At 54.2% G+C, this 19,973-nt stretch carries 16 protein-coding genes; all 16 read left to right on the top strand.

All coding sequences use genetic code 11. From position 1 onward, the window contains the following. The first annotated feature begins 1 nt into the window (after position 1). A complete protein-coding gene (locus K6L24_RS19220; protein WP_222681746.1) occupies positions 2–2,029 on the top strand; it encodes a lipase family protein in 2,028 nt (675 codons plus the stop codon). After that, positions 2,022–2,795: a hypothetical protein gene (locus tag K6L24_RS19215; RefSeq protein WP_222681745.1), complete on the top strand. Its 774-nt coding sequence runs from the start codon at positions 2,022–2,024 to the stop codon at positions 2,793–2,795. The genes K6L24_RS19220 and K6L24_RS19215 overlap by 8 nt, the downstream gene beginning before the upstream one ends. 174 nt (positions 2,796–2,969) lie before the next feature. Continuing rightward, positions 2,970–3,680: a hypothetical protein gene (locus K6L24_RS19210; RefSeq protein ID WP_245006694.1), complete on the top strand. Its 711-nt coding sequence runs from the start codon at positions 2,970–2,972 to the stop codon at positions 3,678–3,680. Between the two features lie 294 nt (positions 3,681–3,974). Continuing rightward, the gene (locus K6L24_RS19205) at positions 3,975–5,129 is read left to right on the top strand and encodes an ATP-grasp domain-containing protein (protein WP_222681743.1); all 1,155 of its coding nucleotides are present in this window, start codon (positions 3,975–3,977) and stop codon (positions 5,127–5,129) included. Then, positions 5,126–6,265, top strand: a complete 1,140-nt coding sequence (locus K6L24_RS19200; protein WP_222681742.1) for a GNAT family protein — start codon at positions 5,126–5,128, stop codon at positions 6,263–6,265. Before K6L24_RS19205 ends, K6L24_RS19200 begins: the two co-directional genes overlap by 4 nt. After that, positions 6,262–7,266: a Rieske 2Fe-2S domain-containing protein gene (locus tag K6L24_RS19195; RefSeq protein WP_222681741.1), complete on the top strand. Its 1,005-nt coding sequence runs from the start codon at positions 6,262–6,264 to the stop codon at positions 7,264–7,266. Before K6L24_RS19200 ends, K6L24_RS19195 begins: the two co-directional genes overlap by 4 nt. Positions 7,267–7,648: 382 nt before the next feature. Further along, the gene (locus K6L24_RS19190) at positions 7,649–7,915 is read left to right on the top strand and encodes a PAAR domain-containing protein (RefSeq protein ID WP_222681740.1); all 267 of its coding nucleotides are present in this window, start codon (positions 7,649–7,651) and stop codon (positions 7,913–7,915) included. Positions 7,916–7,918: 3 nt separating this feature from the next. Then, positions 7,919–9,079, top strand: coding sequence for a hypothetical protein (locus tag K6L24_RS19185; protein WP_222681739.1), 1,161 nt, complete (start codon positions 7,919–7,921; stop codon positions 9,077–9,079). After that, positions 9,066–12,479, top strand: coding sequence for an ImcF-related family protein (locus K6L24_RS19180; RefSeq protein ID WP_222681738.1), 3,414 nt, complete (start codon positions 9,066–9,068; stop codon positions 12,477–12,479). The genes K6L24_RS19185 and K6L24_RS19180 overlap by 14 nt, the downstream gene beginning before the upstream one ends. Then, on the top strand, positions 12,479–14,074 hold the full coding sequence (gene tssA, locus K6L24_RS19175) for a type VI secretion system protein TssA (RefSeq protein ID WP_222681737.1): 1,596 nt from the start codon (positions 12,479–12,481) through the stop codon (positions 14,072–14,074). Before K6L24_RS19180 ends, tssA begins: the two co-directional genes overlap by 1 nt. Before the next feature lie 20 nt (positions 14,075–14,094). Then, positions 14,095–15,858 (top strand): type VI secretion system baseplate subunit TssF, encoded by a 1,764-nt coding sequence (gene tssF, locus K6L24_RS19170; protein ID WP_062749475.1) that lies wholly within the window; start codon positions 14,095–14,097, stop codon positions 15,856–15,858. Next, entirely contained in the window at positions 15,813–16,916 is a 1,104-nt protein-coding gene (gene tssG / locus K6L24_RS19165; protein ID WP_222681736.1) for a type VI secretion system baseplate subunit TssG, read from the top strand. The genes tssF and tssG overlap by 46 nt, the downstream gene beginning before the upstream one ends. Beyond that, the gene (tssJ, locus tag K6L24_RS19160; protein ID WP_187509372.1) at positions 16,897–17,433 is read left to right on the top strand and encodes a type VI secretion system lipoprotein TssJ; all 537 of its coding nucleotides are present in this window, start codon (positions 16,897–16,899) and stop codon (positions 17,431–17,433) included. Before tssG ends, tssJ begins: the two co-directional genes overlap by 20 nt. Then, on the top strand, positions 17,433–17,888 hold the full coding sequence (tssE, locus tag K6L24_RS19155) for a type VI secretion system baseplate subunit TssE (RefSeq protein ID WP_187509371.1): 456 nt from the start codon (positions 17,433–17,435) through the stop codon (positions 17,886–17,888). The genes tssJ and tssE overlap by 1 nt, the downstream gene beginning before the upstream one ends. A gap of 39 nt (positions 17,889–17,927) precedes the next feature. Then, positions 17,928–19,280, top strand: coding sequence for a VasL domain-containing protein (locus K6L24_RS19150; RefSeq protein WP_118664839.1), 1,353 nt, complete (start codon positions 17,928–17,930; stop codon positions 19,278–19,280). Between the two features lie 67 nt (positions 19,281–19,347). Then, complete coding sequence (locus tag K6L24_RS19145; protein ID WP_062749485.1) at positions 19,348–19,701, top strand: hypothetical protein; 354 nt, start codon at positions 19,348–19,350, stop codon at positions 19,699–19,701. Positions 19,702–19,973 lie beyond the last annotated feature (272 nt).

Genomic DNA, 19,973 nt, shown 5'->3' with positions numbered 1-19,973 from the left:
TATGGCAGGCAATTCATTAGTGACATCTGTCACACATACAGAGGCAAAGGCCACGGCGGGAAAGCAAAAACCCTACTGGGTCGAATTTCAACTGGTTGATGAGCAGGGCGATCCCGTGGCGAATATGCCATGGACTGTTGAAAGCGCTCATCCTGTTTCCGGGCCGGTGGAGGGATTCACTTATTCTGGTCAGAGCGATGCTGAGGGGCTAATCAGGATCGAGATGCCGCACGGTCTGGAGCTGAGGCTGACACTTGACAGTAACCAACTGACAAAGGAAATGGAAAAACGTGCTTTACGCGTTAGTCGCGATGCCGAAAATGACTCTATTGTGCGTCCTGAAGCTGAAGAGAAAGGGTATATCTGGCATTATGCCGTTATCGGTGAACTTTGCCGGACGCTTCCTTCTGTTGAGTTAAGAGATGGGGAAGTCTGGCCGCCATTCCATTTCCCTCAGCAGAAAATTATGAAAGGGGTGATTATAAGAACCAATGAGCTTGAAAAGCGACACGTTATTGAAATATGTCCTTTCAGAGCCTGGGAGCTTGTTTTGCATCATCAAAAGGACTATTCCATTGCGAATGGAATTAACCTTGGGGCGGCAGCAACGCTTGCCTATGCAGACGACAGTACTCTGGATACGGTGTCAATTACGCGCTTTTTTATTAACCAGTGTCAGGATCTTTCCCGCTTACCTCAGCTTTATAAAGACGGTTCGGCATGGAATATGCTGGTGCAGGATATTCCCTTTAGTGAACGATATCATCCCCCGGTGTTTATGGATACTTCACGAGATACTTCGCCTAAAGTCGACGAGAATAATCCACATGGAACAGTACAGGCAGAGGACGATACGGCAGCGAAAAATGCAGACGGTGATACGCAGCTTTATTATGTTTATAACGCGGATAAGGTGATAGTTGCCTGGCGTGGAACGGCCAGCTTGTTTGATGTGGGGACGGATCTTGCATTCAGACCGGTAAATTCAGAATTATGTGATATAGACAAAACGCAATGCACCACGTTACTACCTGCTGGGAAAGTGCATACTGGATTCTGGAGTGGGTATAATAGAGTGAATATAAAGTTCGCTACAGAAATTGTAAGCTTGGAACGATTATCTGGTTCTCGTGATTTATATATTTGCGGTCATAGCTTAGGTGGAGCACTTGCATTAATTCATGCTGCTTCATTGAAAAATAGCAATCCCCTTTTATACACCTATGGAATGCCACGAACTTTTACCCGCGATGCCGTGATGCAGTTATCGGATATTACCCATTTTCGCCATGTCAATGATAACGACCCGATTCCTGCGGTTCCAGCAGAAGCTAATCTGGATAATGAGTTATATAAATTATGGGGATGGTTTGGTGGGACGCTGGGCTTTTTCTGGTCATTGGGTGAGCTTCTCGCTTACCAGATGGTTGCCTGGGGAGACTGCTTTTGGCACCACGGCAATACGGTAGCCTTTCTCACGGCCATCCAGAGCCGGGAATGGAATGAGTGTAAGAGGGATCTCCCAACTCCTGCAGGGTGCATTACCATCAGAAATCCACTTCCACTAAAGGCTAAGCTTTATCTGGTGCCCGCTCTGGCGGAACAAGAGATGCAACAGGCCGGTAAGAAACAGAAAGAATTTAAAGCATCATTGACGCAATCGGATTTAAAAAATTTCTTCCCTAAAGGTAGCAACCCGGACAGAGGGATTAATATAAATATTTTTGAACACTTTATGACGTCCTATATGCCCTATATGTATAACAAGGTGTTAGAGTTGATTGACTATGCCGGCATAGTGGAAAAAAGCACATTTACTGAGCACCGATATAATGTGGATGAATTCAGGGAGCAGATGGCAGAAAATAAAAATGATATACCGAATGATGAATTATCCAGAAATGAAACTTTCCTCAATATAGAAGGCTTGTTGGGAATATCGCTGACTCCAACATTATCTCTGCCGTCTGGCAATGATACGCTTTTGCGGTTTGCTCAATATGGAGAAGAGGTAATGGAAAATGTTTAACCAATCAAAAATTATTCTACTTTCCCTGGTATTGTTTTCCTTATTAGGGTGCAGTATAAGCCGGGCCGTTAACAAAACGTTATCTCCACCGGCGGATACAAAATGGGTCAATATTGAAGTAAAAAACCCGTCGCAGTATACAAAACCCTTCCCGCTGGAAGTCAGATACATCTCGTATGAATGTATGAAAAAGAGAATCAGTGGATTTGATGGCTCTGTTATCACAGAATCCAGTTACAACGTTATTAGGATCTCCATGCAGCAAGAGAGCGGGGATATCTGGAAAGCAAAAGTAGCCATGACTGGTGGTGGTTCATGCAAATGGACGTTGAGTGCGGTCAATTTAGGTATCGAGTATATAGATGCTATACATCTTGGCAAGGATCTTGTACCCGGTACTGCGGTAGGAGTGTCGCTCGCTTTTGATAATGATGCTTCTCGAAATGGACAATATAGAATAGTGAAAGGGGATTTGAAACTATCACCAAAATATTATCCTTATATAACGGAGTGGAATATTAATAAAAAATTGAAAGATCTGTCTTTGTATGGGGAAAAAAATTTTTTAAGTTATAGAGTTACTGATGGTAATAATGTTTTATTTGAGCCTTTATTAGATGAAGATAAAATAATTAGATATATTGAGCCAGAAAAAAAAATCAAAGGCATTTACCCTCGAATAATATATCCAGATGGTAGTGTTATATCCGATGGAACTGTTTTTCCTGATTTTGATAAAGTCGATAAAGTGAAAATTAAAAAATAAAAATGATAGAGGTTTTTTCTGTTAAACGTATCAGGATAATTTATTATTACAATCGCAGGCCTGTAACACGCTTTTGCGGTTTGCTCAATGTGGAGAAGAGGTAATGAAAAATGTCTAATCAATCAAAAAACTATTCTGCTTTCGCTGATGTTATTTACTGTGGCGGGTTGCAGTATGAGCCATGCCGTTAACAAGACGTTATCTCCACCGGCAGATACAGAATGGGTCAATATTGAAGTAAAAAACCCTTCTCAGTATACGAAACCGTTTCCGCTTGAGGTTCTGTACATATCAACGACGTGCAAGCGAAAGCTGATGAGTATGCGGGACGGCCAACACTATGAGAAAGTGGGATATAATCCCGTAAAGATCCCACTTCAGAACCAAAGTAATTCTAATTTATGGGTTGCAAAAATAGCTAAAAATGGTGGCGGTAAATGTAATTGGCAGTTGAGTGAATTTAATCTGGGTATTGAATATGTTGATGCAACTCACCTCGGTAAGGAGTTAGTGCCTGGAACGGCTGTTGGTGCTACAATAGCATTTGATGATAATGCAACAAAAAGTGGTCGCTTTGATTTATTTAAAGGTTCTGAACTCATTTTATCTCCTGCATACTACCCTTTTATAGATAGCAATAAAGATATAAGTGTGGATGATACCTTAAATTTATTTGGTAAAGTTAATTTTGTACAAAAGAAGATAGTATCTTCTACCAAAAATCTTCAGATAAAATTCGAGCCAACTCTTGATGAGACTAAAGTAGTTAGGATGATAGCTCCAACAGAACAAAAAATTGGAGTGTACTATAAAATTATCTACCCTGATGGCACGGTTGTATCTGATGGAACAACTCACCCTGATGTAAAAAGATTAAAGGATTGATTTATATGTAAGGTTGCAAATAAATTATTTCTCATTGTGCTGATTGTTTTATTGTTAGCTGTACGAAGGCAGATTAGCGTGCATTTTCACCACCATAGGATACTGAATGGGTAAAACCGTCTATCCAAAAGGCGTGTATACTGCAGATACTAACTCTGCATCATGAGCTAAAGTAGGTTCCCGGCCTGATATAATAACTTCCTATATCAAGTCGAGTCTTTGAAATACAAGCCGTTGCGATCGAACAAAGGGATTCTCCATTCTCATATTGCTGCAATTTCCCGAGGGATTGCCATGCATGTACTGATTCTCGGCGCACGTGCGCCTGCCTGCTTGGAGTGGGCGCGAGCCTTTGACGAGGCTGGCTGGACCGTCAGCGTAGGCGATTCGCTGAGTCAGCCGCTTAGTCGTTTCAGCCGTTCGGTGCAACACTATGTTCGATTGCCTGAACCACGACAAGATCCAGCAGCCTGGATCGAAACCCTCGCGGCGGTGATCGAAACCCAACGTATTGACCTGCTGCTGCCAACTTGCGAAGAGGTGTTTTACTTGGCCCACGGCCGCGAACGTCTGGCACCGTTGTGTCAGGTGCTGACCTGCGATTTTGCGCTGTTGCACCGCTTGCACCACAAGGGGGACTTTGCGGCCATGACCGATGGCTGGCCCGTGGCCGCCCCCGAAACTCGTTTGCTGACGGACCGTCAGGCATTGCTAGCACTCGCTGATGAAACTGCGATGTGGGTGTTCAAACCAGCATACTCGCGTTTTGCCTCGCAGACCTTGATTCGTCCGTCAGCCCAACAGTTGAATAACGTGCAACCCACCCAGGTCGCCCCATGGGTGGCGCAGCGGTTTATCAAAGGACGGGAGTTTTGCAGTTTCAGCGTCCTGATTGACGGCGTCTTACGCGCTCACAGCTGTTATCGGCCGCGTTACCGGGTTGGCCGTGGCTCGGGGATCTATTTCCAGCCGAGCGTATTGGAGCCGGTGCGCCGCTTTATCGAGCACTTTGGCCAGAAGACAGGCTACAGTGGACAAGTGGGATTTGACTTTATTGAGGATGGAGATGGCCGTTTTCATGTGCTGGAGTGCAACCCAAGGGCTACGAGTGGTGTGCATTTGTTCGACAACCAGCGCCAGTTATTAGTGAGTAGCCTGAGTCATCCACCCAAGCGTGTACTTGAGCCGACATCCGAGCCACGGATGATCGCACTGGCTATGCTTCTGCTAGCGGCACCGCAACGAGCCTTGAGCGCCCCGTTCTGGCTTGATTATGTCGCTGCCCGCGATGTCATCGTCCAAAAAGGCGATTTGTGGCCGCTGATCGCGCAAGGGGGAAGCCTGGTGGAAATCATCGCCCGGGCCGTATCCCGGCGCTGCGGATTACTGGCCGCTTCTACAGCGGATATCGAATGGAACGGCCTGCCGTTGAGCGAGCACACGCCATGAAACTACTGTTTGAAGAACAACTTCTCTGCGAGGCTGTCACCCCCAATGACAGCCTCGCCTGGTGCTATGTGCGCGCGTGTGCCTGCGGAGACTTGATCGGTAATGTCAGCACTAGAATGGCGTTGCTTGACACCGGTACACAGCAATTTCCTGTTAGCATCACGGAAGGTAATGAACCAGACGACAACTGCTATGTGGTGTCGACCCAAATAGCGTACAGCGGTTATGCCCGCGAAGAGCTCAAGCGCCTCGGCCGACCATACCTGACTTGGCCGTTGAAGCTGCTAACTCAAGCCGTCGAGCGCTTACTGAGCACTGCCAGGATCAATAAACTGGTGCAGGTAAACAACTGGCTGCTGTCGACCAATCTTTATCCGCCAGATTGGAACGTTGCCGAACTACCTGCGATCACTGCGCTGCTGCTACGAGACTTTCCTGAGCACGGGATCGGTTTTCGCTCGCTCAATGATTTCAGCAACCGTGAATTGCGCCAATGCCTGAAAGCCCTTGGTTACCTGAGCATTCCCAGCCGCCAGGTCTATCTGTTCGACGGCCGGGCTGGGGGGCAGGCACCGTTTCTCAAGCATCACAACACCCGGCTGGATGCCACATTGTTACGACACAGTCCATATACAGTAATACCAGGCACCGAACTGAGTGACGCCGACTTCCAGAGAATAGAACACCTTTATAACCTGCTTTATCTGGAAAAATACTGCACGCTGAACCCGCACTACAAGTCTCAGTGGATGCAGCAGGGGCAACGTGAAGGCTGGCTCGAATTCCGCGCCTTGCGCAACCCTGATGGGCGCATTGACGGCGCGTTGGGCTGGTTTACGTCTTCTGCCGTGATCAGCGCCCCGATAGTCGGTTACGACACCGCGTTGCCCCAACGGACCGGACTGTATCGACAATTGACTCGCCTGTGCCTGCAAGAAGCTGTCGAGCGCCGGCAGGTGCTGAATTTTAGCTCTGGAGCTGCTGAGTTCAAACGCTTGCGTGGTGGTCAGCCGCAGATCGAGTACAGCCTGATCTACATCGCCCATTTGTCTTGGGGACGACGGCTTGTATGGACCATGCTTAGTCGTCTGTTGCATGGTATCGGTGTGCCCATGATGAGGAAGCTCAAACTGTGAATCCGTTTGATCATCAGTGGTGGCCAGTGGCTCTCAGCGACGAATTGCGAAACACACCGCTGGCGTGCCAGATACACGACACACCACTGGTGCTATTCCGTACCAACGAGGGCCGCCCTGCCGCGCTGCCGGATCGTTGCCCGCACCGCTTCGCTCCATTGAGCGCGGGCAAGGTTTGCGATGGGCAGATTGAATGTGCTTATCATGGCTGGCGGTTTGCTGCCGACGGGCGTTGCACTCAAGTACCCGGCACCGACCTGGTGCCGGGCAGCAAGCCGCTACTCAATAGTATGCCCAGTTGCGAAGCACACGGGCTGGTGTGGGTCAGCCTGAGCACTGAGAGCCCTTGGGGGCCGCCCGTTGCACCCGCCGAGCACCGGCAGAAACTCGATACATTCTGGATCACCGAGCAAGTTCAGTGCTCGTTGCAAGACGCGGCGGAGAATTTCCTCGACGGTTTCCACACCCATTTCGTTCACTCTGGCTGGATTCGTCATGACAAACAACGACAGAGAATCAGTGCGTTGGTTCGCCCACTCACCGATGGCGTCGAAGCCGTGTACAGCGAAGAGAGCAAACAGTCAGGGCTTATCTCGCGACTGTTCGAAAGTGAACGTGGTGTCAGTATGGGACGTTTCCGCCTGCCGTGCCTGGCGGAAATTGAGTACCGCGACCGATGCGACGATCTCAATCTGCTGGTCAGCGCTTGGCTGACTCCATGTGGTAACGGCCAGCTACGCCTGTTTGCACGGATAGCCACTGGGCGTGGCTGGCTTCCGGCAATGATTAAACGCTGCGTATTGAGCAAGTTATTCTGTGTGATCCTGCGCCAAGACCGCCGGATGCTGGAGAAGGTCAGTGCTAATAAACTGCGTTTTCAGGAATCCCTGATCACACCTCTAGATGGCGAGCAGGACCTGCTTGGGCCGAGTATTCGGCGTTTGCTCGAAGATGGCCAACCGCTAGTTCTCGAGGAACATCAATTTTATTTCTGGCTTTAATATCGCTGCGCAGAATATCTCTACACTTTTGCCAGCCCATGTTTACCAGGTTGGGAATGACTGGCCGTTCCCATAAAGAATTGTAGCGAGCCAAATTTAAACCAATTTTTGTAGTGAAAATGGATATGATTTTATACGGAAAATAGTCACGACACACATTAGTGCCTGATTATAGTAATTTGCTTGCAATTAAATAATTAATATCGAAAGTGATTAATACCATCGGTGAGTACATTAATCATAATTTATTATGAGGTGGTTGGGTAAATAGAATTCCCCGTAGTGCTGATACTGCGGGAGAAAGATGTTGAATTGTCTAATATGTGCTGCATTATTAATTATATCTATTATTTTAAGGTTTAATTCCTAATTAAGGATGGTTATGGCTAAGGGTCTGGTTTTATTCGGTGATCAAACATCGCACGGCGGAAAAGTGATCTCCGCCTCTTCCAATATTACTGTCGACGGGAAAAAAGCCGCGTTAGTGGGTGATATGGTGAGTTGTCCGGTAGATGGGCATGGAACTAATCCTATAGTGGAAGGATCACTGCATCGTACCTTTAATGGTCGTGCGGTCGTTGTCGATGGCTGCAAATGTCAGTGTGGTTGTACTGTAATTTCAAGTGCTCAGAACAGCACGGTAGGATAATCAATGGGCTGGGAAAGGACGAAAGCAACAACGATGGAGTTGCCTCCTGAGCCATCTTTTACGGGATGGCTGTTGGCTGGAGGTGTTGCCGCGGTTGTGGGGATTTTGCTGTTTATCCTGCATGCGTCAGGCATGGTTAAGGTACTGGCTGCATTCAATATCTGGTGGTTGGCATCCAGTCCGGTTCTTGGCTGGTTTTTCCTGTTTTGTTTACGGGGGTGGCTGTGGGGTAAAACAGTCAATGAACATCAGTTTTTGCAGAAGGAAGCTGAATACGGACAGCAACAGTGGGAAGCCTGGGCTGGCCGCTATCTGGCCGTGCTTGGAAGCAGCATACTGCTACCTTCCGGAGTGACTTCTGACGCCATTGCTAAATCGGATGCTGTAGACGCGCCGCAATTGCTTTCACTGACCAGCCATTTTGATGAGAAATCAGTGAAGTCCACCACCTTGCTCGAACTGGGCCTGGCCGGTGTACAAAACGCGATCGCGATGTTGCCTGCGACAGTGCCGTTCAACGTTACCATTGTGAGCGACATGTTTTCGTCAGACTTCGAGACCCGGTTCCGCAAATCATGGGAAAAAATTTATCCTGGACGTGTGCTAACAGGTTCAGTTTCATGTTGCGAAGCCCTTTCTTTTGACTGGCTCGAGGAGCGCCTTAAAAATCCCGTTTTCGATATTGATTTGATCCTGATATTGCAGAATCAGGGTGCTGAACTGTATTCCGATGCACTCGCAGCGATGGTACTTACCAGCGATGATGTTGCTGAAAAATACCAGCTTTCACACTCCGCCCGCATATTGCGACCGATGCCGCTGGACATGACAAATTTCAGGGCTGATATGGGTTTGTTCCTCGAAACACAAACCATTGCCTGTCAGACGTCAAATGTGTTTTGTGATTACGGACACTGGAATGATGGATTTGCTGATCTAATGACTGCTTCTCAATCACATCTGACACCGTGGGTGCCCCAGGAAATTGATGTACTGGAAAAATATAACGGTATTCCAGGGGCCGGGAGTGCGTGGCTTTTAGCCACATTACTGGCCGACATCGTGTCCGTCAGCAACAAACCTGTTTTAGGGTTGTTTACCTCAGGTGCTGATCGTTTTGTCAGTACTGTTACCTCAGGGAGTGGAAATAATGATGCCGGGTAGTACATGGAGCAGAGGGGGGCTTGCCGGCATAATAGCCTTCATCTCAGCGATTATAGTGGCCTTGGTCCTTCATTTTGGTCCCTCGCATGGCCTTGATACCCGACTGAAGCAAGTGCTCGCGTTTGTTGCCGTATGGATAGTCTTGCTGATTTTTTTCTATACGCCATTCATGTTCCGGTTCATGCGGGAAAAGTATCACCGCTGGCGAGAACAGAAGAACAATGCGTTGCCTTCTGATGAATCAAGAGTTGCCCGGACTCCGCCACGCAACGTCACTGTGGATACTATCCGTAACGCCATGCGTAACCTCTACGGTCGGCGTTGGTCCCGCAAAGTTCGCATCCTGCTGGTCACTGGCACTGCCGCTGAAGTGGAGCAACTGACCCCGGGTCTGACAGTTCAGCTCTGGCAGGAAGACCGCGGCACGCTGTTGCTGTGGGGCGGTGACCTCAATACGCCAGCAGACAGTGCCTGGCTGACCGCGCTGCGCAAACTGCGCCGCCGTCCGGTGGATGGGCTGGTGTGGGTCACTTCAGCATTTGATCAGCTATCTGCGCCAGGGCTGGAGCAGCCGCTGCCGGTACCGTCAGACAGCACTATGGATTCCCTGTCCCATGCCATCAGTACGCGTATGGAAACGCTTGGCTGGAAGCTCCCGCTGTACGTCTGGTCCCTGCATCTGCGCGCCGGTCAGCCGGAAGGGCGCATTACCCAGGCGACCGGCTGCCTGTTACCTGCCGGTTGCCGTACCGAAGGGCTGGCAGAGCAACTTGCTGCCCTGACGCCGGATTTGACTTCACAGGGGCTGCAGCAGGCCTGTGGTGAAGTGAAATATAACTTCCTGCTGATGCTTGCCGACCAGCTCATTCGTGAGCCGGAAAGCGTGACCGCACCGCTGTCGGTGATGCTCAATCCGTACCGCCCGCTGCCGCTGGCCGGCGTGGTGTTCAGTCAACCCTCAGCGGGTGCCAAACGCGCCGTGCCGCACCACTGGGGCATGGATAAACGCTGGGATGTCCTGCCTGATTCTGTCCGGGCGCTTCCGGCCGCACTTCGCCCTGTTAAGCCGGGCATTCCATGGCGCAAGATGTTTGCGTCGGTTATCGCCCTCGCGATGGTGGGCTGGGCTGCATGGATGAGCATCGCGTATGTCACCAACCGCAGCCAGATTGACGGCGCGAATGCCCGGGCTGCAATGGCTTCGCGACAAAATCAGCCGCTGGAGCAGCGTCTGCATGCCCTGTCTGAACTGCAGAAAACGCTGGCCCGCCTGCAGTATCGTTCTGAACACGGCGTTCCGTGGTACGAAAAAGCCGGTCTGAGCCAGAATAATGCCCTGCTGGCGGCACTGTGGCCGCGTTATCAGGACAGCGCACTGCCGCTGTTGCGGGATGCGGCCGCAGACCACCTGCAGAAGCAGGTCAGCACCTTTAACGCGCTGCCGCCGGGGAGCCCGCTGCGTGAGCAGATGGCAAAACACACCTGGGAGCAGCTCAAACTCTACCTGATGCTGGCGCGTCCGGAACATATGGATGCAGGCTGGTTCAGTACCGCGTTGCTGCATGACTGGCCGAAGCGTGATGGCGTGAAAGACGGTATCTGGCAGGGGCTGGCCCCGTCACTGCTGTCGTTCTATGGCGCGCAGCTGGCTGCGCACCCGGGGTGGAAGCTCCGTGCCGATGAAAATATGGTCAGCCAGGCGCGCTCCCTGCTGGTTCGCCTGATGGGCGTACGTAACAGCGAATCGACCCTGTACCAGAAGATGCTCTCTCAGGTGGCGCATCTGTATGCCGATATGCGCCTTGAAGACATGACCGGCGATACCGATGCATCCCGCCTGTTCAGCACCACCGAAATTGTTCCGGGGATGTTTACGCTTCAGGCCTGGACGCAGGCGGTGCAGCCCGCCATCGGGAAGGTGGTGAAGGCGCGCCGGGACGAGCTTGACTGGGTGCTCACTGACAGTAAGCATCAGGTGAACAGGCAGGATGAAATCTCCCCGGAAGCGCTGAAAAAGCGCCTGACGGAGCGCTACTTCGCTGACTTTGGCGGTGCCTGGCTGGCGTTCCTCAACAGCCTGCGCTGGCATCAGGCGGCCACGCTGTCGGATTCCATTGACCAGCTGACCCTGATGGCCGACGTGCGCCAGTCACCTCTGGTGGCGCTGATGAACACCCTGAATGTGCAGGGGCGCACCGGGCAAACCGGAGAAGCCATTTCGGATTCCCTGGTGAAATCGGCCAAAAACCTGCTTGGCGGTGATGACAAGGATGCCATTGACCAGAGTGCCGGTGCCCATGGGCCGCTGGATGCGACCTTTGGTCCGGTGCTGGCGCTGATGGACAGGAACCGCGCGGGAGCACAGGAGCAGAGTCTGCAGTCGTATCTGACGCGTGTCACCCAGGTGCGTCTGCGCCTGCAGCAGGTGACCAATGCCGCCGACCCGCAGGCCATGACCCAGACCATTGCCCGGACCGTATTCCAGGGCAAGGCTGTGGATCTGACCGAAACCCGCGACTACGGCAGCCTCATTGCCGCCGGTCTGGGTCAGGAGTGGAGCGGCTTTGGCCACACGGTGTTTGTGAACCCGATGGAGCAGGCCTGGCAGCAGGTGCTGACCCCGGCGGCCAGCAGCCTCAACGCCCAGTGGCAGCAGGCGGTGGTGGCCGAGTGGAACAGTGCCTTCGGTGGCCGCTATCCGTTCAGCAACTCCAGCAGTGATGTTTCTCTGCCGCTGCTGGCTAAATACCTCAACGCCGATTCCGGGCGTATCGCGCAGTTCCTGCAGACCCGCCTCAAGGGCGTGCTGCATAAAGAGGGTAACCACTGGGTACCGGACAGTATCAACTCGCAGGGGCTGGCCTTTAACCCGGCGTTCCTCAACGCTATCAATACCCTGAGTCAACTCTCGGATGTGGCCTTCACCGAAGGCAATGCCGGCATGAATTTCGAGCTGCGTCCGGGCACGGCCAATGGCGTGATGCAGACCGACATGATTATCGACAGCCAGAAGCTGACCTATGTGAACCAGCTCCCGGCGTGGAAGCGTTTCACCTGGCCTGCGGATACGGAAGCCCCGGGAGCAAACCTGAGCTGGATAAGCACGCAGGCGGGCACCCGCCAGTACGCCGATATTCCCGGTGCCTGGGGCTGGATCAGACTGCTCGATAAAGCCACCGTCAGCGCTTACCCGGGTATCGGCAGCAGTTACAGCCTGAGCTGGAAAGCCCAGGACGGCCGCAAACTCAATTACACCCTGCGTACCGAAGCGGGAGAAGGCCCGCTGGCACTGCTGAAGCTGCGTCATTTCCGCCTGCCGGAAACCATCTTCAGCACCACCGGTATTGCACCATCAGACCAGGTTGCCCGTGCTGGCAATGTTGCAGAGGAGGTTTACTGATGAGTACCCTGAACGTCTTACTCAGCGCCTGCCAGACCGAACCGGAATCACTGCTTGCCACTACCCGTGAACGCGTGGCGCAGTGGGATAACTGGCTGCAGCCGCTGTCCGGTTTATCGCCCGCCGGCGAGGATCCTGGCTATGACGATGACTTCCAGCAGATGCGCGAGGAGGTCAATAAACTCTCCGGTGCGGATACAGAGCTCGTCTGCCGGCTGGCAGAGAAGCTGCTGACCACCACCGCGAAAGACATCCGCGTGGCGACGTACTACTGCTGGGCGAAACTGCACCGCGAAGGTGAACAGGGGCTGGCCGAAGGGCTTGAACTGCTGGCCGGGCTGCTGGAACGCTTTGGTACAAAGCTGCATCCACAGCGTAACCGCAGCCGTAAGGCGGCACTGGAATGGCTGGCAGGGTCGCGCATGACTGACTCGCTTTCCCTGTACCCGGAAGTGGTCAGGATCGATGCGATGCGTACTACCGGGGCGCTGCTGCTGATCGCCGGGCTGACCGAAAATGAGCCCGATGAAACCCGCCCGGAACTTAACGCGCTGTATGGGGCGCTGGAAAATCGTCTGCAGAAAGCCGGTGGCGTGGATGCGGTGGTACCGCAGAACGCCAGCACCGGCGAAACCCCCTCAACGGCCAGCCACAGCGATGCCCCGCTCATTGGGCGCATCACCTCTGGTCAGGATTTGCTGGCCCAGGGCCGCACGCTCACCGAATATCTGCGTGAGCAGCCGGACGGCTGGCTGTCAGCACACCATCTGATGAAAAGCCTGCGCCATGACACTCTGCGGGCCATCCCGGCCCCGGATGTTCAGGGGCGTACGCGCATCGAGCCGCCAAGGGCGGATCAGCGCGCGTTACTCAAACGCCTCTACCTGCAGCAGAACTGGGCTGAAATGCTGGAAACGGCCGACAGCACGTTTTCCCGCGGTGCCAATCACCTGTGGCTGGATTTGCAGTGGTATATCCATCATGCACTGACGAAATCAGGCCAGGAGACGCTGGCCGAGATTATTACCGCTGACCTGAAAGGGCTGCTGTCGCGACTGTCCGGGCTGGAAACGCTGGCGTTCAGTGACGGAACGCCGTTTGCCGATGAAGTGACGCTGAACTGGATCCAGCAGAGCGTGCTGGGCACCGCAGGCGGTTGGGGCAACGACACCACATCCGCTCCGGTTAGCGCCGGCAACGAAGACATTCTGGCGCTGGAACCGGAAGCCGTGGCGCTGGCTGACAGTGAAGGCCCGGATGCCGCGCTGGGCTGGTTGCAGAACCGCCCGGGCGTCACGACGGCGCGACAGCAGTGGCTGCTGCGCCTGCTGATGGGGCGCATTGCCGAGCAGTACGGTAAAAATGAACTGGCGGTACACCTGTTTGCAGAGCTGGGTGAGCGGGCCAGTGAGGTGACCCTCTCAGCATGGGAGCCTGAGCTGTTGTTCGAGGTACAGGCCCGCCATCTGAAACTCCTGCGGCTGAAAGCCGGTCGCAGTGAGGCCGATAAGGCCCGCCTGACACCGGTAATGGACCAGTTACTTGCCGGGCTGATCGCCGTCGATCCTGCCCGTGCCGCCGTGCTTTGCGGTTAAATCCACAGGAACAGAAATAAATGGAAGATTTGACCCTGCGCTATTTCGATGCAGAAATGCGCTACCTGCGTGAAGCCGCGAAAGAGTTCGCACAAACCCATCCCGATCGTGCAGCGATGCTCGACCTGGATAAGGCTGGCACGCCCGATCCGTATGTCGAACGTTTGTTTGAAGGCTTTGCTTTCTCGATGGGGCGGCTGCGGGAGAAGATTGACGACGACCTGCCGGAGCTGACCGAAGGGCTGGTCAGTATGCTCTGGCCTCACTACCTGCGTACCATTCCGTCACTCTCTGTGGTGGCATTCACGCCCGCGCTTCAGGCCGTGAAGATGGCGGAAGTGATGCCCGCAGGTCTGGAGGTGTACTCCCGCCCGGTGGGGCCAAAAAACACGGTCTGCCGCTACCGCACCACCCGCGATGTGATGCTCAACCCGCTGAACATCTCCGGGGTGACCATGACCACCGAGCCTGACGGGCGTTCGCTGCTGAGGATGCGCTTTGCCTGCAGCACCCAGGCGGACTGGTCCCATGCTGACCTCAGTCATCTGAGTCTCTATCTCGGTGCGGATGCACCCGTCAGCAGTCAGTTGCACCTGATGCTGACCAGACGGCAGGCCGCCCTGTATATGCGCCTGCCCGGGCAGGCCGACCGCATTCGCCTTGACGGGTACTTCTCGCCGGGAGGATTTGCAGAGGAAGACGGTCTGTGGCCGAAAGGGGATACCGCCTTCAGCGGTTACCAGCTGCTGCTGGAGTATTTTACCTTCCGCGACAAATTTATGTTTATCCACCTCAACGGTCTGGACGGGATCACGCCGCCTGCAGGAGCAGAGTACTTCGACATCGACGTCGTGTTCAGTACGCCATGGCCATCTGACCTGCCGGTCGCTGATGACGCGGTTCGTCTGCACTGTGTGCCGGTGATTAACCTGTTCACCCTGGAAGCGGACCCGCTCACCATCAGCGGGCTTGAAAGTGAGTATCTGCTGCGCCCCAAACGACTGCAGGACGGGCACACCGAAATTTATGCCGTGGATTCGGTCACCGGTTCAAACCGCACCAGTGATGCTGAATACGTGCCGTTCAGCAGCTTTCGTCACAAGGGCGGGATGATGCGACGTCAGGCACCGCCACGGTATTACCACACCCGCGTGAAACGCAGCGTCACCGGACTGTATGACACCTGGCTTATCCTCGGTGGCCACCAGTGGGAAGATGACCGCCTGTTTGAGCGCGAAGCCGTGTCGCTGCAAATCACCGGTACCAACGGTCAGTTACCGCGCCGGGCGCTGCAGAGCACGCTGCTCGACCGCTGTGAGCCGGTGGTACAGACACCGCTGTCGGTGAAAAACCTCTGTAAACCCACGCTGCCGGTTTACCCGCCTGCTGAAGACCGTTTCCACTGGCGCGTACTGAGCCACCTGGGATCCGGGTTCCTGAACATGATGAGCACCGCCGAAGTGCTGCGCGGAACGCTGGCGCTCTATAACTGGCAGGAAGATGAATTGAACACCCGACGTCTGGAGGCGATCCAGCATGTGGGGCACCACCGCCTGCAACGTTTTGAGCAGGGATTCCTGCTGCGGGGGCTGGATATCGAAGTGACTCTCGACAGCAACGGCTTCACCGGCGAGGGGGATATTCACCTGTTTGGCGAAATGCTCAACCGGTTCTTTGCGCTGTATGCCGACATGAACCAGTTCAACCAGCTCACCCTCATCGTACAGCCAGAAGGAAAATGCATCCGGTGGAAAGAGAATCACAGTCCACGCCTGCCCGGCTGATGGAGCAATTGGGGGACCGGCTGGCGTACATGAACTTTTATCGCTTCTGCCAGTTGCTGGAGCAGAACCAGCCGGATAAACCGGTTATCGGCAGCAGCTGGCAGGTACGTCATGAGCCGGTGCGTTTCCGGCCGCATCCGGGCATGGGCTTCCCGGCCTCCGAAATCAAAGGGATTGAACCGCCAGAGCATCCTCATTTGCCGCCGACGGTGCGTATCACCTTTATGGGGCTGTACGGCGTGGAGTCTCCGCTGCCGACGCACTATGTCAATGACATCACCCAGCGACGGGAAGGGTATGAGACGACCGCCGGTTTCCTCGATATCTTCAACCACCGGCTGATTGCCCAGTACTACCGTATCTGGCGGAAATATTCCTACCCGGCGACCTTTGAAGAGGGTGGGAAGGACAAAACCTCGCAGTACCTGCTGGGGCTGGCCGGGCTTGGGATTGATGGCTGCACGGACAGTATCGCGGCCCCGGCTTCACGTTTTCTGGCACTGCTGCCGGTGATGCTGCTGCCGGGGCGGACGGCGGAAGGCATGGCCTCGCTGGTACGCCTGCTGGCACCTGGCACGCAGGTAAAAATCTGGCACCACGACAAACGCCGTGTGCCACTGAAAAAGCCGCTGACCATGAGTGTCAGCCAGCCCGTCACCCTGACAAACCGTCCGGTGATGGGCAACTATGCCACCGACGTGAACAGCCAGGTGCTGATGCGCCTGACAACCACTGACCCGGCTGAAGTGCAGGGCTGGCTGCCCGGTGGCGAATTGCATGCGGATCTGATGGCGCTGCTGCATGTTTATCTTGGCTCCCGCCTCGATGTGCGGTTACAGCTGTGTGTTGACCGCAGTCTGCTGCCTGACGCGACCATGAGCAGTAAACCGCAGGCAGGCGCCGTGCAGCTGGGCCGCACTGCCGTGATGCGACCGCTGAATGCGGCTAAGACCGCATCGCACCCCAACACAATCACCATTAACCTGGGCCGCTATGAGCGGGTACAGGAAAATATTCACCGCAGGGAGACCGATGAAGATGGCGATTACCGCTGGTAAATTTCCTCTGGCTGCGCTGGCCGCCGGTATCACACTGATACTGGCTGGCTGTGGGCTGACTCAAAAAGTGACAGACGGCACTGTTGCTGTGACCCAATCGATTTTTTATAAGCAGGTAAAAACCCTCCACCTCGATATCCGCGCCCGCGAGGGGGTGAATAACAATGCACGTGGCCAGGCGCTGTCCACCGTCGTCAGGATCTACCAGTTGAAAGACAGGAAGGCGTTTGACAGCACGGATTATGCCTCGCTGTTTGCTACCGACAGCCAGGCGTTAAAGGCCGATTTGCTGACGGAAAAAGATATTCGCCTGCGTCCGGGGGAAGCGGTGACGGTGGATATGCCGATGGAAGCCAGCACCCGCTTTGTCGCGGTGGCCGCGATGTTTCTCACCCCCGATGGGAATAACAATAGCTGGCGTCTGGTGCTCAGTCGCGACGATCTGGACCCGGATGATGCCCGCCAGATTGAGCTGAACCAGCAGACGATAATGCTGCAACCCCTTAAGGACAAGTAATGCCTTACACCCATAACGCTCCCTCACTGTATGAAATGCTCTATGGCAACTTCAGCGGCGGGTTGGATCTGCACAACGTCAGCGAGGAAAACCAGGTGATCCTTTCGGTGCTCGATAACATGCAGCGCATCCTTAATTGCCGTGCCGGTTCGCTGGCGCATCTGCCCGACTATGGGCTGCCGGATATGACCAAAATCCTGCAGGGGATGCCCGGCACCGCACATCAGTTGATGACCACGCTGTCCGGCGTACTGCTGCGCTACGAGCCGCGCCTCAACAGCATCAGAGTGAATATGCTGCCGCAAACGATCCCCGGCGAGTTGCGCTATGCCATCGATGCCGAGCTGAAAGGCATCGGCCTCGTGCGCTACGGCACTGAATTTATGCCGGAGGGCAAAGTGCTGATCCGCCATATGAAACAGCAGCAGTACCTGGACCCGCGTGCTTCTCTTTAGCAGGCATCACTCTTTTCCGAACACTCTCTGAAGCTGCTTATGACAACATTATCTGAACGTTACCTGAAAACCGGCGGCGATCCCCGTACGCTGCCGGATTATGCCGCCCTGCGCGACGAACTGGGCAAACTCTCCCACCCGGCACGGCCGGATGTGAACTGGCATTTAGTTGAAAAACTCAGCCTGTCGTTATTTGAAAAAAACGGCGTTGAGCTGCAAACCGCAGCCTGGTTTACGCTGGCCAGAACGCAGCTGGTCGGGCTGGCGGGGCTGAATGAAGGACTGGCCATCCTCGAAGCCTTAATCTGCCACCAGTGGGGCAATCTGTGGCCACAGCCGGTCCATGCCCGCATTGAAATCCTCAGTGGGTTGAGCCGACGCCTGCAGCAGGGGCTGCGCACACAACCGGTCAGCTACAGCGACCTTAACCAGCTTTACCATGCAGAGCAGCAGCTCGGCCGTCTTAATGACAGTCTGCAACGCCTTGAGTTAAAGCATCTGAGTCAGTTCGATGCTCTGGCCACGCTGATGCACATCAGCGCGGTACGGCTGGAAAACAGCGATGCGTCAGCGGCGGTGTTACCGGCTGCGACGCAGAGCATGCCGGGTGCAGGCGCGGAGAGTGGGGCTGGCACGGCACAATGGGTGTATGTGGCGCAGACACCGCCCGCGCAAAAAGTTAATGTAGAAACGTCGTGGCCCGTCAGAGCCCGCTTCTGGAAACCTTTTATCGCGGGAGGCGCCGCCACGCTGGTGGTGGGGAGTGTCGCCCTGTGGGGCTGGCTGACCCTGCACCGACCGGATGTGCTGCTATCCCAGTTGAACGCATCCCTGTCGGCGCAGGCGTTACCGCTGTCAGATGAACAGCTAAACCATCTGAAGATGAATAATACGCTGCCGGACAAGCTTACGCCGCGCACGCAGCAACAGCTGTCGCGCCTGGTCTCTCTTGATCCGGACTGGACGCTCAATTACGGACAGCGGCTGGTGCATCAGGCACAGACGCTTAACCCGCAGGATCCCGCTACGGATAAAATGGCTACCGCGTGGCAACAGCAGATGAGTGCGTCGGCGCTACCGGCAGACACGATGGGAGGCTGGCAGGAGGGGATGGCGCAGCTGCAGCAGCTGACCGCCAGACTGAATGCCCTCGATGGCCAGCGCGGAAAATATATCACGGTGAGCGAGCTCAAGTCGGTGGTGTACGACGTGACTCAGGCGTTTAATCGCGCACTACCGGCTGAGGAACGTCTGCGTCGTTATGCCGCCAGCCCGTCTGAGACGGAACGACAGCAGGCTTTAATCGCGCTGGCGCAGTTACAGAAGCGCTATTTTTTGCTCAGGCAGGCGGCTGGATCACCAGGCGCACCGGACGTGACCTCTCAAAATTAGAGGGCTTCCCGTCACCGGCCGGGGCCTGATAAACTTCTGTTATCTTCTTACGGAAAGAGAGCGGGCCATGTCACTCAGTAAGAAAGCGATTAAAGAGCAGGACGATCGCTTGAGGGAGAAGTTAAAACGCTGGGATGACCTGGCCTTTATCCCGTTTATTGCCATTCCGCTCGCCCTTTATCTTACCCTGGGACGTACCCTGGCGATGCTTACCCCTTTGCTGTGGGTGATATACAGTGCAGCCTATCTCTGTCTGTTCCATCACCGGTTAAAAGGGTTTTCCACTGACGAACTGCGCAGCATCGCCACCGTGTGGAGAAATTACCCTTTCAGGGTGTTCTGCTGGCTGTTGCTAATCGCTGCCGGACTGTGCGTGGTTGCCGTAATCGTCCAGTATTTAAAAGCGGAATTTTTTTATTAAATAGCAGAGGTAAGGGCGGGTCTCATGGATGAGACGAGTCATCGAACGCAGTTCGATGGAGAGTCCGGATCGCAGAAAGCAAAAAACCCGCTATAAGCGGGTTCTTCTGAATAGGGTGCCCGGACTCGGACAAAAACGCCGGGAGCGTTTTTGCATGACGCTTCAGCGTTAACCCCGCAGGGGCGAGTCTCATGGATGAGACGAGTCATCGAACGTAGTTCGATGGAGAGTCCGGATCGCAGAAAGCAAAAAACCCGCTATAAGCGGGTTCT

This window comes from Erwinia persicina (assembly GCF_019844095.1).
In the GTDB taxonomy this organism is placed as follows: domain Bacteria; phylum Pseudomonadota; class Gammaproteobacteria; order Enterobacterales; family Enterobacteriaceae; genus Erwinia; species Erwinia persicina.
This window is presented reverse-complemented; position numbering and strand designations above follow the sequence as displayed.

What these genes read in the sequence shown, in the direction of transcription:
- K6L24_RS19220 (WP_222681746.1), top strand. Translation starts at nt 2, where the DNA reads ATGGCAGGCAATTCATTAGTGACATCTGTCACACATACAGAGGCAAAG.
- K6L24_RS19215 (WP_222681745.1), top strand. Translation starts at nt 2,022, where the DNA reads ATGTTTAACCAATCAAAAATTATTCTACTTTCCCTGGTATTGTTTTCC.
- K6L24_RS19210 (WP_245006694.1), top strand. Translation starts at nt 2,970, where the DNA reads ATGAGCCATGCCGTTAACAAGACGTTATCTCCACCGGCAGATACAGAA.
- K6L24_RS19205 (WP_222681743.1), top strand. Translation starts at nt 3,975, where the DNA reads ATGCATGTACTGATTCTCGGCGCACGTGCGCCTGCCTGCTTGGAGTGG.
- K6L24_RS19200 (WP_222681742.1), top strand. Translation starts at nt 5,126, where the DNA reads ATGAAACTACTGTTTGAAGAACAACTTCTCTGCGAGGCTGTCACCCCC.
- K6L24_RS19190 (WP_222681740.1), top strand. Translation starts at nt 7,649, where the DNA reads ATGGCTAAGGGTCTGGTTTTATTCGGTGATCAAACATCGCACGGCGGA.
- K6L24_RS19185 (WP_222681739.1), top strand. Translation starts at nt 7,919, where the DNA reads ATGGGCTGGGAAAGGACGAAAGCAACAACGATGGAGTTGCCTCCTGAG.
- K6L24_RS19180 (WP_222681738.1), top strand. Translation starts at nt 9,066, where the DNA reads ATGATGCCGGGTAGTACATGGAGCAGAGGGGGGCTTGCCGGCATAATA.
- tssA (WP_222681737.1), top strand. Translation starts at nt 12,479, where the DNA reads ATGAGTACCCTGAACGTCTTACTCAGCGCCTGCCAGACCGAACCGGAA.
- tssF (WP_062749475.1), top strand. Translation starts at nt 14,095, where the DNA reads ATGGAAGATTTGACCCTGCGCTATTTCGATGCAGAAATGCGCTACCTG.
- tssG (WP_222681736.1), top strand. Translation starts at nt 15,813, where the DNA reads ATGCATCCGGTGGAAAGAGAATCACAGTCCACGCCTGCCCGGCTGATG.
- tssJ (WP_187509372.1), top strand. Translation starts at nt 16,897, where the DNA reads ATGGCGATTACCGCTGGTAAATTTCCTCTGGCTGCGCTGGCCGCCGGT.
- tssE (WP_187509371.1), top strand. Translation starts at nt 17,433, where the DNA reads ATGCCTTACACCCATAACGCTCCCTCACTGTATGAAATGCTCTATGGC.
- K6L24_RS19150 (WP_118664839.1), top strand. Translation starts at nt 17,928, where the DNA reads ATGACAACATTATCTGAACGTTACCTGAAAACCGGCGGCGATCCCCGT.
- K6L24_RS19145 (WP_062749485.1), top strand. Translation starts at nt 19,348, where the DNA reads ATGTCACTCAGTAAGAAAGCGATTAAAGAGCAGGACGATCGCTTGAGG.